This window comes from Ornithinicoccus sp., assembly GCF_057176825.1.
Genome location: NZ_CM169976.1, coordinates 759,257 through 775,553, shown reverse-complemented (window position 1 = coordinate 775,553; position 16,297 = coordinate 759,257). Strand labels below are relative to the sequence as shown.

The following is a 16,297-nucleotide window of genomic DNA, read 5'->3' as shown; positions in this document are numbered from 1 at the left end:
CATGTCCACACCCACCCACGGCACCGGGACGAGCGTGGTCCCGTCCGCGGCCGAACGGGACCACGGCGGGCCCGACATCCTGTGCGAGGACCTGGTCCGGATCTACTCGACCGACGGCGTGGAGGTCCAGGCCCTGCAGGGTCTGAACCTGCGGGTCGACCCGGGCGACGTGGTCGCCCTGGTCGGGGCCTCCGGCTCGGGCAAGTCGACCCTGCTCAACATCCTCTCCGGGCTGGACAAGCCCACCGGCGGGAGGGCGCAGGTGTCCGGGGTCGACCTGCTGTCGATGACCCGACGGCAACGGATCACCTACCAACGGCACATCGTCGGCTTCGTCTGGCAGCAGACGTCCCGCAACCTGCTGCCCTACCTCACCGCCGCCGAGAACATCGCCCTCCCGCTCGTGATCAGCAACCGCAAGCATCGCCAGGACCGGGTGGACGAGCTGCTCGAGGTGCTCGACATCGCCGATTGCCGGGATCGCCGACCGACCGAGATGTCGGGCGGGCAGCAGCAGCGGACCGCCATCGCGGTGGCGCTGTCCAACGACCCCTCGGTGCTGCTGGCCGACGAGCCCACCGGCGAGCTGGACGACGCGATGTCCCAGGAGGTGCTGGAGGCCATGCGGGACGCCTCGACGCGGCTCGGGGTCACCGTGCTGATCGTTACGCACGACCCCACCATCGCCGACCACGTGCAACGGACCGTCCAGATCCGGGACGGCCGCACGTCGACCGAGGTGCTGCGCCACACGGAGGTCGACGAGCACGGCCGGGAGCACTTGGTGGCCCGCGAGTTCACGGTCATCGACCGGGCCGGGCGGATGCAGCTGCCCAGTGGCTACGTGAACCAGCTGGACCTGCGGGACCGGGTCCGGCTCGAGCTGGAGTCCGACCACGTCGGGGTCTGGCCGGACGAGCACAGCCTCGCCCGCCAGGCCGAGGCGGACGACCAACCCCCACCAACGGGTCAGCACCCGCCCTCGGAGGAGGACCACGATGACTGACACCACGGCATACCTGCTCCGCGGCGAGGACCTGCACCGGACCTTCGGCCACGGCGCCACCCAGGTGCACGCCCTGGCGGGCGTGGACGTCGAGGTGCACCCCGGCGAACTCACCGTCGTCCGCGGACCGTCCGGGTCCGGCAAGACCACGCTGCTCAACATCCTGGGCGGACTCGACCGGCCCACGTCCGGCCGGGTGCACCTCGGTGACGGCCGGGTGCTCTCAGAGCTGAAGGAGACCGACGTGCTGGCGGTGCGCCGGGAGATGATCGGCTACATCTTCCAGTCCTTCGGGCTGGTGCCCGTGCTGTCGGCGGCGGAGAACGTCGAGGTGCCCCTGCGGTTGCTCAACACCCCGGTGAAGGAGCGGACCCGCCGCGTCGAGGAGGCCCTGGAGATGGTGGGGCTGGGCAAGCACGGGCGGCAGCGACCCTACGAGTTGTCCGGCGGACAGCAGCAGCGGGTCGGTATCGCCCGAGCGCTGGTGGCGGAGCCGCAGATCCTGATCGCTGACGAACCCACCGGCCAGCTGGACTCCGACACGGCTGCCACCGTGATGGACCTCCTGGCGCGGCTGACCCACGAGCAGGGGATCGCCGCGGTGGTTTCCACCCACGACCCGATCCTGATGCGGCGAGCCGATCGTCTCGTGGAGTTGCACGACGGCCGTCTGCTCAACGGCGCCGTGACCCCCGCTGCCGACGCCACGGGTTAGGCGGACCCGGGGGGTCGGCCACCGTCCACGGCCCGGACTCCCGAGCCCGGACGACATGGGTGTCCTCCGACTGCTCCTCCAGCGGGCCCGCGCCGGTCTCGGCCTGCTGGCGACCCTGCTGCTGCTCACGGCCGGCACGACCGCCATCGTGGCCGGCACGGTCGGCTATGCCCGGGCCGGCGCGACCGAGGCGACCCGGGAGGCCCTGGTGGGGGTCGGGGATCCCACCGAGGCGGCGGTCCGCGCGGAGACCCGGCAGGGGCCCGACCCCGCCGGCCAGGACGCCCTCGCCCGCTCCGCCATCGCCGCGGCCTTCTCCCCCGCACCCGTCGAGACGGTGTCCGCGCACGTCTCCGAGCCCCGGCCGGTCGCCGGCCGGCAGGAGCGCCTGGTCGCCCTGTCCTCCGCGTCCCTCATGCCGGGTGACCCCCGGTTCGCAGACCGGGTCACCGTCGTCGCGGGGACCTGGCCCAGGGTGGACGACGCCGGAGGTCCCGGCCTCGACGGCGGGACCGCGGGAGACCGTGCGGTCGAGGGAGCCCTCCTGTCCCCGCTGGCCGAGCGATGGGGCGTGGCGGTGGGTGACACGCTCACGGTCGGCGACCTGGCGGTGACGGTCACCGCCACCTGGCAGCCGGCCGACCCCGCGGACCCGTTCTGGTTCGGCGAGCCAGAGTCGGCAGAATCCGGGTCATCACCATCCGGGTCAGCGGGGGGTGCCGATCTCGTGGTGCTCCCGCCCGGCGCGGTCCCGTCCGTCGGGGGCGACCCGTTCCTGCGCTGGACGGTGCTGCCGGAGACCGGGCGGGTGCTGCCCGAGCACCTGCCCGCGCTCGCCGACGGCGCCGCGGCCCTGCGCAACGCACTGGACGACCCGGACCTCGTCGTCCGGGGGCTGGTCGTCGACGGCGACCTGGCGCCAACCGCGGCGCGCGCCGCCCAGGACCTCGCCGCCGCGCGCGCCCTGTCGGTGATCCCGATCAGCGTCCTCCTCCTGGTGAGTGTCATCGCCGTCGTGCAGATCACCCGGGTCCAGGCCGCGACCCGGACGACCGAGGCCGAGTTGTTGGTGGCCCGTGGTGCGTCCCGGCGCCAGGTGCTGTCCTGGTCCGTGCTCGAGGCCGGGGCGGCCGGGACCGCCGGCACCGCGCTCGGCGTGGCACTGGCGCTGGCCGCGCTGCGGGCGGTGCCCTCGGGCCCGGAGCAGACCGTGGGCACGATCCTGGTCGGGGCCGCGGCCGGTCTGGCCGTGCTCACCTCGCTCCTCGTCGTCAACGTGCTCCAGGTGCGGGCGCTGCAGACCCACCGGCCAGCCGACCGGTCCGGGCGCGACCGCGACGTGGTGCCGGCCTGGGTCCTGGTGCTCGTCCTCGGGGGTGGGCTGCTCGCCCTGTGGCAACTGCGGTTCTACGAGTCGCCCATCGTGACGACCCCGGACGGGCAGGCCCGCGTCGACCTGCTGGCCAGCGCCGCTCCCGCCCTGCTGCTCGCCTCCGCCGCCGCCCTGACGGCGTCCGGGCTGGGGCCGCTCGCCGGGGTCGGCGAGCGCCTGACTGCAGCCCGCACGGGCTGGGTCGCGCACCTGGCCGCGACCCAGGTCTCCCGCCGGTTGGTCGTCTATGCCGCCCCGCTGGCGCTGGTGGTGCTCGCTTGCGGCGCCGTGACCGTCGCCAGCCTGTATGCCCGCACGGCGGGGGACCTGCGGGACGACCTGGCCGTCCTGGGCAACGGGTCCGACGTGCACACCCCCTACCTGGGCCCGGCCCGGGACGCAGCAGGGCTCCCCGTCCTCCCGGAGCTCACCGGGGCCTCCGACACGGCCGCCGCTACGGCCGTGTGGCAGACCTCCGCCCGCGCGGGAACGGCCGAGGTCGCACTGACCGTGGCACCCGCCCCGGACCTGGGAGCGGCCATCCGGCTGCCCCAGGACCTGGTGGATCCCGAGCGCGCAGCTGCGTTGCTGCATACGGCTGACCCGGCCGACACCGGCATCCCGGTGCCGGCCGCCGCCGAGGTGCTCACCGTGGGCGTCGAGGTCACGGTGGGTGTGCACCCCGAGCACCGGCAACGACTCGAGGCGGAGCTGGCCGCCGTCCCGGGGCAGGTCCGCGACCGCGAGCCCGACCTGGCGGGGCAGCCGCTGCGCGTCCAGGTCGCCCGGGAGCGCGAGGAGCTGCTCGCCGGGTTCACCGCGGGACACACGATGTCGCTGGAGCTGTATGCCGTGGACCGCGCCAGTGGTCGGCTGGCCCACCTGGCGACGGAGCCGGTGCCGCTGCAGCCCGACCTCGAGGTGGCGGGTGACGGTGCCACGGTGTCCCCGACGACGGTGGTGACCCGGCACGACCTGGAGCTGCGCGTCCCCGCCGGTCGACTTGCCTCCCTCGGCTCGCTCCACCTGCAGGTGCCGCGCGGCGGTGGCTACCAGGCGGATGTGGTGGTGCACGGGATCACCGACCAGGACGGGACGGACCTGCTGCAGACCGACGACCGGCTGCTGTGGTCGGTCAACGAGCCCGGGATCCTGGCGGTTCACGACCCGGTCGGCGGCGAGTTGCGGGTGCTCGGCATCGCCGGGCGCTACCCGGACCTCGACGGCGCGGGTCGGCGGGAGGTGATGATCGGTCCTCACCTCTCCGGTGAACAGCCCCGGGTGCCGCTCCTGGTGACCCGCCAGCTCGCCACCACCCTCGACCTCGACGTGGGATCCCCGCTGTCGCTGTCGGCGTGGGGCACGGCGCTCGAGGGCGAGGTCGCCCAGGTGGTCCATGCCGTGCCGGGGACCCTGGCACCGTCGGCGGTGCTCGCCGACCGGGACACGGTCCAGGCCGCGCTCCTGCCGCAACACCGCGAGCTGCCGGCGCCGACCGGCTTCTGGAGCTCCAGCGAGGACCCTGCGGCCACCGGGGAGGCGCTGCGCGCGCTGCCCGGACTGGGCACGCCGACCACGGTCGTGGACACCGCGGTCACCGACGCCGCGGCCGCGGCGCGCGGGATGCTGTGGGTCGCTGCCGCAGGGGCGATGCTCCTCGCGCTGACCGGCACGGCGGCGGTCGCCGTCGCCCTGCTCCGGCTGCGCAGGGCGGATGTCGTGGTGCTGCGTGCGTTGGGGGCCGCACCGGGTGGGCTCGCCTGGTCCAGGGCTGTCGAGTTCGTCGCCGTCGTCGTCACGGCGGCCGTCGTCGGTGTCGCGGCGGGCTGGGTGATCGGGGTGGCGCTCGTCCCCGAGCTGGCCCGGTCCACCACCCCCCAGGATGCCGTGCGGATCCCCGTGCGGCTGCGCCTGGAGTGGCCGCTCTGGCTGATCTCCATGGGCACATTCGCTGCCGCCACGGCCGGGTTGCTGGCGCATCAGGGGCGTCGGGTCCGCACCCACGCCCGGGACAACGAGTATCGCGAGGAAGTGCGTTGAACAACCCCAATGTGAGCCGGTTCACGCCACGTGACCTGCGAATACGACATTTCTGACGGGCGGTGGCATGATCGAGTCATGACCGATTTCTCCACCGAGGACGGCGGCGAGCAGGAACGCCCGCAGTTCACGATGTCCCGGCTGCGCCGGGGCTACTCCGTAGCCGAGGTCGACGAGTTCCTCGACACGATCGCCGCGGCGGTCCGGCAGGGACAGCCGGTGCCTGACATCCAGGCGGCCACCTTCTCCGTGTGCTTCGGCGGCTACGACCAGCAGGAGGTCGACATCTTCCTGGACGACCTGCACCTGGAGCTGAGTCAGGTCTGAGCCGCGTCCCCGTTTCTACCTGTCGGCGGGGGTAGCCACACCACGGGGGAACGTCGGGGCCTCAGCGTTTCGTGCGTTCACCGCCCTGCGCGATCAGGGTGTTCAGCACCGCGGCGGCACCCTCGGGATCCCCCACCGAGAGCACGACGTCGGGCCGGTCCCGACGTCGAATCCGCAACGCGGGACCGTCGGCGAGGACCAGGCCACGGCTCCCGTCCCGGCCCAGCCGCCACCCCCACCCGCCGTACTCCCGCAGGGGCCGGACTGTGTCCGGTCCTGCTGAGGCGACGTCCTCGCGGGGCACCCGAAGCAGGGTGACCGCCCCGACCGAGCGCACCCGAACGCCCCGCTCGTCAACCACGAGCGTGCCTGTGGTCAGGACCAGCAACAGGGCCAGCAGGAGCACCGGAACGATCCACAGCCACGGGTCCAGGGTCAGGGCGAGGTAGACGGTGGGCGCGAGGCCGGCCAGCACGACGATCGCCACGGCGATCCGTTGCACCGGCAGCGGCCCCACCCAGGACAGGCGTGCCCCCACCGGCAGGAGGTCCGGGTCGGCCCCCGGGGCCACGGTTTGGCCCCTCGCGCCTGCCGGTGCGGAGAGTCCGCCCGCGGCCGGCGCCGTGAGCCGGCTGACGGCATACCCGATCACCAGCCCGAGGACGACCGCGACCGCGATCGCCAGGCCGGGCGCCGGTGCCCCGGCGGCGTCCGACTGGCCGAGCTGGGTGAGCAGCGACCCGTAGCCGACGACCGCGACGAAGACGCCGGTGCCGGCCGACACGCCGGCGATCAGGTGCCGTGCCGACGGGTGCTGGAGTTGCTGCACCCCCACCATGAGCGCGGTCACCCCCAGGCTGAGCGCACCGGTCAGCCAGAGTGCCCCGGTCACGCTCGCGAAGCCGTCCGCCCCGTCCGGGCCCCAGTGGATCGCGACCGGGTCGGGCAGGTCCGGGCGGACGACGAGGACAGCGACGGTGCCCGCCGCAACCACGCCGAGGGCGATCAGGGTCGCGACGAGCCACGGAGCGCGACGTCGGCCTCCGCCGGATGCCGGGATGGGTGAGGCAGTCGTCATCAGTGTTCCTCCTCGATCAGGCGGGCCAGGTCCGCTGCGGAGAGCCCGAGGCGGGCACCTTCCACGCGCACCTGGCCCACGAGTTCGCTCAGCCTTGCCAGGCCGGCGGGTTGGTCCGCGGTCACCACGGCGCCACGACCCCTGCGCAGCTCGATCAGGCCCTCGTCCCGCAACTGCTGGTAGGCCCGCAGCACGGTGTGCAGGTTGATGTCCAGCGAGGCGGCGACGAGCTTCGCCGAGGGCAGCTTCTCGCCGCGGGTGAGTCGTCCGGCCGCCATTTCGGCACGGACCGACGACGCCACCTGCTCGTAGAGCGGGGCGGCGGCTGAGGGGTCGACCTGCCAACGCATAGTTCTATTATTACTAGAATAACAAGTGGCCCACAAGGTGACCCACGTCGCCAGGTCGTGCGTCCGGTGCCGGGGTGAGACCGCCAGGTCGCGCGTTCAGTCGATGAGGGAGAGACCGCCAGGCAGATGCGGAAGGTGAATGTCCGCATTCGGGCCTACGGTCTGATGGTGCGGCGCCATGGGGCGCCGCGGCAGTGACCGAGCGCAGGGAGGCACCGATGTCCGAGACCCCGTGGGAGCCGCCGTTCGACGGCAACGAGACCGAGCACCTGGTGGGGGCGCTGGAGCGACAGCGCGCCACGTTCCGCTGGAAGGCCGACGGGCTGGATACGGCCGGGTTGAGCGCCGCAATCGGCGCGTCCTCGCTGACCCTCGGCGGTCTGCTCAAGCACCTGGCCTTCGTGGAGGACCACCTGTCAACGGTGCGGCTCGACGGCACGCACCCGTTGGGCCCCTGGGACCCCGCGAACTGGGAGCAGGACGAGGACTGGGAGTTCAGCTCGGCCGCCGCGGACTCCCCCGAGGACCTCTACGCCCTCTACGACTCCTGCGTGGCCCGCGCCCGGGACCGCGTCGCCGACGCCCTCAACGTCGCCGGCCTGGACCAGCACGTGGCCCTGACCGGCCCGGACGACGCACCGGTCAGCCTGCGTCGGCTGCTGTTCGACCTGCTCGAGGAGTACGGCCGGCACACCGGTCACGCCGACCTCCTGCGGGAGGCCGTCGACGGGCGCGTCGGGGAGGACCCCCCGCCCGGGTGGCGGCCCACGCCCGGCCGCTGATCGGCATACTGGGGCCCATGCATGTCCTCGTCACCGGCGGCGCCGGCTATATCGGGTCCCACACCGTGCTCGCCCTTCTCGCGGCCGGCCACCGGGTGACCGTGGTCGACGACTTCAGCAACGCCAAGCCCGCCGTCGTCGGCAGGCTCGAGGAGCTCAGCGGAGAACCGGTGCCGGTGCACGCCTTCGACCTCGCCGAGACCGACAAGCTGTCGGCCCTGTTCGCCCAGGAGTCGTTCGACGCCGTCGTGCACTTCGCGGGGTTCAAGGCGGTCGGCGAGTCCGTCGCGCAGCCGCTGGACTACTACCGCAACAACCTCGGGGGGACGCTCTCGCTGCTCTCCGCCATGCGCACGCGCGGGCGTGCGCAACATCGTGTTCTCCTCCTCCGCGACCGTCTACGGCCCGGACGCCCCGGTGCCGCATGACCGAGGACCTGCCCACGTCCGCCACCAACCCCTACGGGTGGACCAAGGTGATGATCGAGCAGGTGCTGCGCGACCTCGCCGTGGCCGAGCCGGACGTGGCGGATCGCGCTACTGCGCTACTTCAACCCGGTCGGGGCGCACCCGTCCGGCCGCATCGGGGAGGACCCGTCGGACATCCCCAACAACCTGATGCCGTTCGTCGCCCAGGTCGCCGTCGGGCGGCGGGAGCGACTGTCGGTCTTCGGTGACGACTACGACACCGTGGACGGCACCGGCGTGCGGGACTACATCCACGTCGAGGACCTCGCCGCAGGGCACCTGGCGGCACTGGAGTGGATCACCGGGCACGACCGGGCCCTGTCGACGTGGAACCTCGGCACCGGCCACGGCACCAGCGTGCTGGAGCTGGTCGCCGCGTTCGAGCGGGCCAGCGAGCGCCCGGTGCCCTACGACGTCGGTCGGTCGCCGGCCGGGGGACATCGCGGCCTCGTATGCCGATCCCTCCCGCGCGCAGGACGAGCTCGGGTGGTCCGCCTCCCGCACGGTCGACGACATGTGCGCCGACACCTGGCGCTGGCAGTCGGCCAACCCGGAGGGCTACCCCGGCTGAGCGCGGCTGACCTGCGCGGGCGGGCGTAAACTGCCGCCATGGCCCCACGCAGCACCTCCCTCGGCGACCTGGAGCGCGCCGTCATGGACACCCTCTGGGACAGCTCCGAGGACCAGACGGTGCGGGAGGTCCACACCACCCTGGAGGCGGAACGCGACCTGGCCTACACGACCGTGATGACAGTGCTCGATCGGCTCGCCCGCAAGGGACTCGCCGCCCGGGTGCGGGACGGTCGGGTCTGGCGCTACGCCCCGGCCTCCACCCGCGAGGAGTTCACGGCAGCCTCGATGCGCGAGTCGTTTGAGTCCCTGGGCACCACCGACCGCCGGGCGGCGCTGCTGCACTTCCTGGGGGACGCCGACGAGACGGAGATCGCCGACCTGCGGGCCGCGCTGGCCGAGGTCGAGCAGCGCCATCCCGCGACCACCACCGACGCCGCGGGATCCTCCGGCTGACCCCTGCCTGTGACCGCCCTGCCGTGACTGCCCTGCCATGACTGTCCTGCCGTGACTGCCCTCCTGCTGGCCGTCCTGGCGCTGCTCCTCGCAGGACCCGGCCCGCGGATGATGGCGCGGTTCACCCTCTTCCGCCGCGCGCCGGGGCCGGCCCTGCTGGCCTGGCAGTCCGTCGGGCTCTCCGCCGTGGTGTCGGCGCTCCTGGTGGGACCTGCCGTGCTTGCGGGCAGCGCACCCGGCCCGGGAGGAGGGACCGGGCTCCAGGGTCTGACGAACCGCCCCCTGCTGCTCACCGTCTGCCTCGGCGCCTCCGCGCTCGTCCTCGCCCTGGTCCTGCTGTCCGGCCACCGCGTCGGCACCGGTCTGCGGACGCTCCGGCAGCGACACAGGGAGCTGGTCGACCTGCTCGCCGAGCCGGGCGGGGCCGACAGGACCGCTACGAAAATGGGTGCAGGGACGGCAAAACCGCTACGAAAATTGGTGCGGGTGGTGGCCGACGGGAGGCCCACCGCCTACTGCCTGCCCGGACTACACCAGCGGCTGGTGGTCAGTCGGGGGGCCCTGGAGACGCTGGCCCCCGATGAGCTGCACGCCGTGCTGGCGCACGAGCGGGCCCACCTGCGGGCGCGGCACGACTTGGTGCTGGAGTTCTTCTCAGTGCTGCACCACGCCGTCCCCGCCCCGGTCCGCTGCGCCGCGGCGCTGGCAGAGGTGACACTGCTCGTCGAGGCGCTGGCCGACCGGGCCGCGCTGCGGGCCGCGGGGGCCCGGCCGCTGGCACGGGCACTGGTGACCATGGCCGGCGGCCGTCCCCCCGAGGCAGCCCTGGGTGCCGGGGGGCCCGCTGCCCAGGTGCGGACCCGTCTCGAGCTGATCGCCGCGGCGGCCGACCCGGCGCGGGGACTGGCGGCGGTGACCCTCGCCTTCGCCCTCCTCGTGGCCGCCGCCCCCTGGGTCCTGTTCGCCCTGGCGATCTGACCCCGGACCCGGCCCGCACCCCTGGGGTAGGCCCCGGCTGGGCCACACCATGGGCCACCCCACGCACCGGTGTACTCTCTACTACGTCACGTAGTTACTACTGTGAGTAGTACACCCCGGAGGGAGTGCCCGTGGAGGCCCTGGAGCTGGCGCGCTGGCAGTTCGGCATCACCACCGTCTATCACTACTTCTTCGTGCCCATCACGATCGGGCTCTCGCTCATGGTCGCGATCATGCAGACCCTGTGGCTGCGCGGCCGCAACCCGGAGTGGCTGCGGTTGGCCAAGTTCTTCGGCAAGCTGTTCACCATCAACTTCGCCCTCGGGCTGGCCACCGGCATCGTCCAGGAGTTCCAGTTCGGGATGAACTGGTCGGACTACTCCCGGTTCGTGGGCGACATCTTCGGGGCACCGCTGGCCATCGAGGCCCTGCTCGCCTTCTTCCTGGAGTCGACCTTCCTCGGGCTCTGGATCTTCGGCTGGGGCCGGATCCCGGAGAAGCTGCACTGCGCCTGCATCTGGCTGGTGCACATCGGCACCGTGCTGTCGGCCTACTTCATCCTCACCGCCAACTCCTTCATGCAGCACCCGGTCGGATACCGCAACAACCCGGAGACCGGGCGGGCCGAGCTGGTGGACTTCTGGGCGGTGCTCACCAACAAGGTGCAGTTGGTCACCTTCCCGCACGTGATCGCCGCCGCCCTGATGACCGGTGGCGCCTTCGTGCTGGCGATCGCGCTGTGGCACGTGTGGCGGGACAAGACCCCGACCGGCGACAAGCCGATGTATCGCAAGGCAGCCCGGTTGGGCGCCGTCACGGTCCTGGTCGCCGGGCTGGGCGTCACGATCAGCGGCGACATCCAGGGCAAGATCATGACCGAGGTGCAGCCCATGAAGATGGCCGCCGCCGAGGGGCTCTACGACACCGTGCCCGAGGGGCAGGGCGCGCCGTTCTCGATCATCACCGTCGGCAGCCTCGACGGGACCGAGGAACGGTGGGCCGTCACCGTGCCCAAGCTGCTGTCCTACCTGGCCACCGGCAGCCTGGAGGGTGAGGTGCACGGCATCAACGACCTGCAGGAGGAGTACACCCTCACCTACGCCGGCCACGACCTCACCGAAACCGAGGACTACCGGCCCATCATCCCCGTGACCTACTGGAGCTTCCGGCTCATGGTCGGCCTGGGCATGGCCGGGATGGCGGTCGCGGCCGTGGCGCTGTGGGGCCTGCGCGGCGACCGGCCACTGACCCACCGCGCCTGGCACTGGGCGGCCGTCGGGGTGCTCTTCCTGCCGTTGTTCGCCAACTCCTTCGGCTGGATCTTCACCGAGATGGGCCGCCAGCCCTGGGTCGTCTTCGGCCTGATGACCACCGAGACGGCGGTCAGCCCGGGGGTCAGCGCCGCCGAGGTGCTCACCTCACTCACCGTCTTCACCCTGCTCTACGGGGTGCTCGCGGTCGTCGAGGTCGGCCTCACCCTGCGCTACTCGCGGGCCGGCGCGGACCCCTACGACGGCGCCTCCCTCGACCCCGCGGACCGGGACGAGGACCAGGCCTTCGTCTTCAGCTACTGAGCACACGGCATACAGGAGTCACCCCATGGAACTGACCACCGTCTGGTTCATCCTGATCGCGGTCCTGTGGACCGGCTACTTCGTTCTGGAAGGCTTCGACTTCGGCGTCGGCAGCCTGTTCCCGGTCCTCGGGCGGGGCGACGAGCAGCTCGACGGCAACACCCGCAAGCGGGTCATGCTCTCCACGATCGGGCCCGTGTGGGACGGCAACGAGGTGTGGCTGCTCACCGCGGGAGGCGCCACGTTCGCGGCGTTCCCCCACTGGTACGCCACGCTCTTCTCCGGGTTCTACCTGCCCCTGCTGATCATCCTCGTGGCGCTCATCCTGCGCGCCACCGGCATCGACTACCGCGGCAAGGTCGACGACCCGGTGTGGCGGCGCCGGTGGGACGCGGCGATCGTGTTCGGCTCGGTGGTGCCCGCGTTCCTGTGGGGCGTGGCGTTCACCAACATCGTGCGCGGCGTGCCGATCGACGCCGACATGGAGTTCACCGGCAGCGTGCTCACCCTGCTCAACCCGGTCGCCCTGCTCGGTGGGCTGGTGACGCTCACCCTCTTTGCCACCCACGGGGCCATGTTCCTGGCGCTGAAGACCGACGGTCCGATCCGGCACGAGGCCCGCGCCCTCTCCGTCCGCATCGGGCTGGGTGCGGCCGTGCTGGCGGTGCTGTGGCTAGGGATCATCCACGTCGGCACCGGCACCACCGCGTCGTGGGCGCTCGCCGGGCTGGCCGCGGCCACCTTCCTGGCTGCCCTGGGCCTGGCCCGCGCCGGCCGCGAGGGCTGGGCCTTCGCCGGGACCTTCGGCACGATCGCGCTGGCCGTCGTCTCGCTGTTCGTCGCCCTGTTCCCCGACGTGATGCCGAGCAGCACCAACCCGGCCTGGTCGCTCACCGTGGAGAATGCCGCGAGCACCGGCTACACGCTCACCGTGATGACCTGGGTGGCGGTCGCGTTCACCCCGATCGTGGTGCTCTATCAGGGCTGGACCTACTGGGTGTTCCGCAAGCGGGTCAGCGGGCACCACATCCCGACCGCCTCGACGGCCCCCGGTGGCACGGCGGTCGAGATGCCGGCGGAGCCCGGGCGCTGATGCGGCCCGTCGACCCGGCGCTGCTCCGTGCGGTGCCCGCCGCCCGGCGGCCCGTGCTTGCCCTGGGGGTGCTCGGCACGGCTGGCGGGGTGCTCGCCGTCGCGCAGGCGCTGCTGGTGGCCTGGCTGGTCACCGCCGTGGCCACCGGTCACCCGCTGCACCGTCCGACGTTGGCCCTCCTCGGCGTCCTGCTCCTCCGGGGCGCCCTCGCGGCACTGTCCGAGCGGGTCACGGCGACGGCCGGCCAGCGGGTCTCGGCCGGGATCCGCGAGCACCTGCTGCGGCGCTGGTTGTCCCGACCCGAGGAGCAGCGGCCCGCCCCGGAGGTGGCGGTGACCCGCGCCACCGAGGGCGCGGCCTCGGTGGAGCCGTATGTCGGCAGGTATCTCCCCGCGCTCGTCACCGCGGCCGTCGTGCCGGTGCTGGCCGTGGTCACCCTGGCGGTGGTGGACGTCTGGAGCGCGCTGATCGTGGTGCTCACCCTGCCGCTGATGCCGCTCTTCGCCGCCCTGATCGGCAAGCACACCCAGGATGAGACGGAGCGTCGGTGGGCGGCCCTGACCACCCTGTCGGGGCACTTCCTCGACGTGGTCCGGGGCCTGCCGACGCTGGTCACCTACGGTCGGGCCGAGCGCCAGGCGGAGGTCGTGGCCGCGGTGGGTGAGCGACACCGCCGGGCGACGGTGCGGACGCTGCGCACCGCCTTCCTGAGCACGGCCGCCCTGGAGTTGCTGGCCACCATCTCGGTGGCGATGGTCGCCGTCGGGGTCGGCCTGCGTCTGGCCGTCGGATGGGTGGACCTGCAGGTCGCGTTGGCCGCGATCCTCCTCGCCCCCGAGGCCTACTGGCCGGTGCGGCGGGTGGGCGCGGAGTTCCACAGCGCCGCCGACGGGGCCGCGGCGCTCGAGGCAATGGGCGAGGACCTTGCGGACCCGGCCGGACCTGGCGCCAGGGTGGTCGACCGTGACCGACCGGGGGGCGAGCGGGGCCGGGTCAGCGTCGAGGGCCTGTCCTTCGCCTACCCCGGGCGCGGTGGGGTGCTGGACGGACTCACGCTGCAAACGCCGCCCGGCCGCGGGCTCACCGTCCTCTCCGGACCGTCCGGCGTCGGCAAGAGCACCCTGCTGGACGTGGTCGCGGGCCTGCGCGTCCCCGTGGCGGGCATCGTGCAGGTCCCGGGGGCCGTCCACTACGCCCGGCAACGCTCGCTCCTGGTGCCCGGCACGGTGCGGGACAACCTGCGCCTCGCCTCCCCCGGGACCACGGACGGCGAGGCGGTGCTGGCACTGAGGGCGGTCGGGTTGTGGCACGCCGTCGCTGCCCGCGACGGACTGGACACCCTGCTCGGCGACGATGGATTCGGGCTCTCGGCGGGGCAGCGCGCCCGCCTGGCCCTCGCTCGCGCACGACTCACCGACACCCCGGTGCTGCTCCTGGACGAGCCGACCGCTCACGTCGCCGCGGCCGACAAGCCGCGCCTGCACGAGGTGATCCTGGAGCTCGCCGAGCACCGCCGGGTCATCGTGGCCACCCATGACACGGCCCTCGCCGGGATGGCGCACGACCGCTGGTCGCTGCGGCCGCCGGCCACGACACGTCACGAAGCCGCTAGACCACCCGTCCGGACAGGGGTGGAGACCGCCAGACCACCCGTCCGGACAGGGGTGGAGACCGCCAGACCACCCGTCCGGACAGGGGTAGAGACCGCCAGACCACCCGTCCGGTCGGGAAGGGGGAGGGGGAGGGTGCTGTGGGCGGGACTGCTGGGTGGGATGTCGACCGCGTGCGGGGTGGCACTGACGGCGGCGTCGGGCTGGTTGATCGTGCAGGCGTCGTTCCAGCCGGTGATCCTGACCCTGCTGGTCGCGATCGTGGGGGTGCGCGCGTTCGGCATGGGTCGTCCCCTGCTCCGGTATGCCGAGCGAGTCGCCTCGCACGACATCGCCCTGGCCGACCTGGCCGAACGGCGCACCCGGGCCTACACCAGGCTCATCCCGTTGACCCCGGCCCGGCTGGGACGCCGGTCCCGGGCCGATGTGCTGACCGCCGTGGTCCGCGACCTGGACGACGCCGTCGACCGGACCGTGCGGGCCACCGTGCCGCTGCTGGGTGCTGCGATCGCGTCGCTGGTCGCCGTCGTCATCCTGCTCGTGGTGCTCCCCCCCGCGGCGCCGGTGCTCGCACTGGGCACGGTGGCCGCCTTCGCCGTCGGGAGGCTGGGCCAGCGACTGGAGGCCGGGCCGCACCGCGAGGTCGTGTCGGCCCGCGGCGCCGTCCACGCGGAGGCGACGGCGGTGGCCAGCCAGCTGTCGGCATACCAGGCGCTGCTGACCGTGCCCCAAACCGCGCTGGACCGCCTCAGGCACGCGACCGACCACCAGTCCGCCGCGGTCCGCAGCAGCAGCCGCGCGCGGGCCACCACCACCGGGCTGGCCTGGGTCGTCCTCGGCCTGACGGTGACCGGCGTGGCGTGGCAGGCGGGGGCGGGCTACCTGACCGGGGCCGTGAGCGCACCGTTCGCGGCCCTCGTCGCGCTGACCCCGCTGGCGCTGGCGGACACGTGGACGGCCCTGCCCGAGATGTTCGGCGCCAGGGCGAGGTGCGAAGCGGCGGGCCAGCGCCTCGCCGCCGTGCTGGACCAGGAGCCCGCCGTCGTCGACCCGGCATCCGGGGCGGCACGCCGGTCGCACGGTCCGTCGTCCCGACCCTCGGTCGTCGAGCTCGCCGGTGTCGCCGCACGCTGGTCCGACCCGGCTCCTGGCGACCCGGACCACGTCGACCCAGACACCCGCGACCCGGAGCCGCTGGATCTGGCCCCGCTCGACCTCGTGGCCGGCCCCGGCTCCCGGGTGCTGCTCACCGGTCCCAACGGTGCCGGCAAGTCCACCGCGCTGGCCGTGCTCGCACGGCACCTGGACCCGGTCGCTGGTCACTACACGCAGGACGGCGCCAACGTGACCGACCTGGCGCTGGCCGAGAGCCGCGCGGCCGTCGCCCTGGTCGACGACGAACCGCACGTGTTCGCCGGGACGGTGCGCGCCAACTTGGTGCTCGCCCGACCGAACGCGACGGACGGGGAGGTGTGCCGGGCCCTGTCCGCGGCGGGTCTGGGCGACTGGCTGGCCGCTCACCGGGGCGGGCTCGACGCGACGCTGGCCGGGCTCAGCGGCGGGGAGCGCACCCGCTTGGCGATTGCCCGGGCGATCCTGTCCGAGCGCCGCGTGCTGCTGCTCGACGAGCCGACGGCGCACCTGGACGGACGCACGGCCCGAGCCGTGCTCGCCGACCTGTGCGACCACGCTGCGCAGAGCGCGGTCATCATGGTCTCCCACGAGTCCGTCCACCTGCTCGACCAGGACCGGTCCTGGCAGGTCCACGAGATCTCCCGGGGCGGGTCGCCCGACGGCACCTCACAGAACGGCTCCCCCGTGCCGCTCCGCCGGGTCGTCGCGCCGGCGTCGCGCTAGCGTGGCGGCAGGACAACGACGG

The 16,297-nt window shown here is 73.2% G+C and carries 12 protein-coding genes and 1 pseudogene; 11 read left to right on the top strand and 2 right to left on the bottom strand.

What is annotated here, in order from left to right; all coding sequences use genetic code 11:
- Position 1: 1 nt before the first annotated feature.
- The 4 genes from AC1QRC_RS04085 (at position 2) to AC1QRC_RS04070 (ending at position 5,460) form a co-directional block, all read left to right on the top strand.
- The gene (locus AC1QRC_RS04085) at positions 2–1,006 is read left to right on the top strand and encodes an ABC transporter ATP-binding protein (RefSeq protein WP_484205543.1); all 1,005 of its coding nucleotides are present in this window, start codon (positions 2–4) and stop codon (positions 1,004–1,006) included.
- Positions 999–1,721 (top strand): ABC transporter ATP-binding protein, encoded by a 723-nt coding sequence (locus AC1QRC_RS04080; RefSeq protein ID WP_484205542.1) that lies wholly within the window; start codon positions 999–1,001, stop codon positions 1,719–1,721. The genes AC1QRC_RS04085 and AC1QRC_RS04080 overlap by 8 nt, the downstream gene beginning before the upstream one ends.
- A 55-nt stretch (positions 1,722–1,776) precedes the next feature.
- Complete coding sequence (locus AC1QRC_RS04075) at positions 1,777–5,133, top strand: FtsX-like permease family protein (RefSeq protein WP_484205541.1); 3,357 nt, start codon at positions 1,777–1,779, stop codon at positions 5,131–5,133.
- A 78-nt stretch (positions 5,134–5,211) separates the two neighbouring features.
- Complete coding sequence (locus AC1QRC_RS04070) at positions 5,212–5,460, top strand: DivIVA domain-containing protein (protein ID WP_484205540.1); 249 nt, start codon at positions 5,212–5,214, stop codon at positions 5,458–5,460.
- 61 nt (positions 5,461–5,521) lie between these two features.
- Here AC1QRC_RS04070 and AC1QRC_RS04065 read toward each other — a convergent pair whose 3' ends face one another.
- Both AC1QRC_RS04065 and AC1QRC_RS04060 read right to left on the bottom strand, forming a co-directional pair.
- On the bottom strand, positions 5,522–6,538 hold the full coding sequence (locus AC1QRC_RS04065; RefSeq protein WP_484205539.1) for a DUF1648 domain-containing protein: 1,017 nt from the start codon (positions 6,536–6,538) through the stop codon (positions 5,522–5,524).
- Complete coding sequence (locus tag AC1QRC_RS04060) at positions 6,538–6,888, bottom strand: GntR family transcriptional regulator (RefSeq protein ID WP_484205538.1); 351 nt, start codon at positions 6,886–6,888, stop codon at positions 6,538–6,540. The genes AC1QRC_RS04065 and AC1QRC_RS04060 overlap by 1 nt, the downstream gene beginning before the upstream one ends.
- A 218-nt stretch (positions 6,889–7,106) precedes the next feature.
- Here AC1QRC_RS04060 and AC1QRC_RS04055 point away from each other — a divergent pair, with 218 nt between their 5' ends.
- The 7 genes and pseudogenes from AC1QRC_RS04055 to cydD all read left to right on the top strand — a co-directional run bounded on the left by AC1QRC_RS04055 (position 7,107) and on the right by cydD (position 16,275).
- Entirely contained in the window at positions 7,107–7,670 is a 564-nt protein-coding gene (locus AC1QRC_RS04055; RefSeq protein WP_484205537.1) for a mycothiol transferase, read from the top strand.
- Between the two features lie 17 nt (positions 7,671–7,687).
- Positions 7,688–8,708 (top strand): annotated as a pseudogene (gene galE, locus AC1QRC_RS04050) (UDP-glucose 4-epimerase GalE).
- 38 nt (positions 8,709–8,746) lie between these two features.
- A complete protein-coding gene (locus tag AC1QRC_RS04045; protein ID WP_484205536.1) occupies positions 8,747–9,163 on the top strand; it encodes a BlaI/MecI/CopY family transcriptional regulator in 417 nt (138 codons plus the stop codon).
- Between the two features lie 51 nt (positions 9,164–9,214).
- Positions 9,215–10,141, top strand: coding sequence for a M56 family metallopeptidase (locus AC1QRC_RS04040; protein WP_484205535.1), 927 nt, complete (start codon positions 9,215–9,217; stop codon positions 10,139–10,141).
- A gap of 131 nt (positions 10,142–10,272) precedes the next feature.
- Positions 10,273–11,715, top strand: coding sequence for a cytochrome ubiquinol oxidase subunit I (locus AC1QRC_RS04035; RefSeq protein WP_484205534.1), 1,443 nt, complete (start codon positions 10,273–10,275; stop codon positions 11,713–11,715).
- Positions 11,716–11,740: 25 nt separating this feature from the next.
- Positions 11,741–12,808, top strand: a complete 1,068-nt coding sequence (cydB, locus tag AC1QRC_RS04030; protein ID WP_484205533.1) for a cytochrome d ubiquinol oxidase subunit II — start codon at positions 11,741–11,743, stop codon at positions 12,806–12,808.
- A complete protein-coding gene (gene cydD / locus AC1QRC_RS04025; RefSeq protein ID WP_484205532.1) occupies positions 12,808–16,275 on the top strand; it encodes a thiol reductant ABC exporter subunit CydD in 3,468 nt (1,155 codons plus the stop codon). The genes cydB and cydD overlap by 1 nt, the downstream gene beginning before the upstream one ends.
- Positions 16,276–16,297 lie beyond the last annotated feature (22 nt).

Bases quoted from the DNA above. Each gene is read 5' to 3' on its own strand.
- AC1QRC_RS04060 (WP_484205538.1), bottom strand. From the start codon at position 6,888: ATGCGTTGGCAGGTCGACCCCTCAGCCGCCGCCCCGCTCTACGAGCAG.
- AC1QRC_RS04070 (WP_484205540.1), top strand. From the start codon at position 5,212: ATGACCGATTTCTCCACCGAGGACGGCGGCGAGCAGGAACGCCCGCAG.
- AC1QRC_RS04065 (WP_484205539.1), bottom strand. From the start codon at position 6,538: ATGACGACTGCCTCACCCATCCCGGCATCCGGCGGAGGCCGACGTCGC.
- AC1QRC_RS04085 (WP_484205543.1), top strand. From the start codon at position 2: ATGTCCACACCCACCCACGGCACCGGGACGAGCGTGGTCCCGTCCGCG.
- AC1QRC_RS04055 (WP_484205537.1), top strand. From the start codon at position 7,107: ATGTCCGAGACCCCGTGGGAGCCGCCGTTCGACGGCAACGAGACCGAG.
- AC1QRC_RS04075 (WP_484205541.1), top strand. From the start codon at position 1,777: ATGGGTGTCCTCCGACTGCTCCTCCAGCGGGCCCGCGCCGGTCTCGGC.
- cydD (WP_484205532.1), top strand. From the start codon at position 12,808: ATGCGGCCCGTCGACCCGGCGCTGCTCCGTGCGGTGCCCGCCGCCCGG.
- AC1QRC_RS04045 (WP_484205536.1), top strand. From the start codon at position 8,747: ATGGCCCCACGCAGCACCTCCCTCGGCGACCTGGAGCGCGCCGTCATG.
- cydB (WP_484205533.1), top strand. From the start codon at position 11,741: ATGGAACTGACCACCGTCTGGTTCATCCTGATCGCGGTCCTGTGGACC.
- AC1QRC_RS04080 (WP_484205542.1), top strand. From the start codon at position 999: ATGACTGACACCACGGCATACCTGCTCCGCGGCGAGGACCTGCACCGG.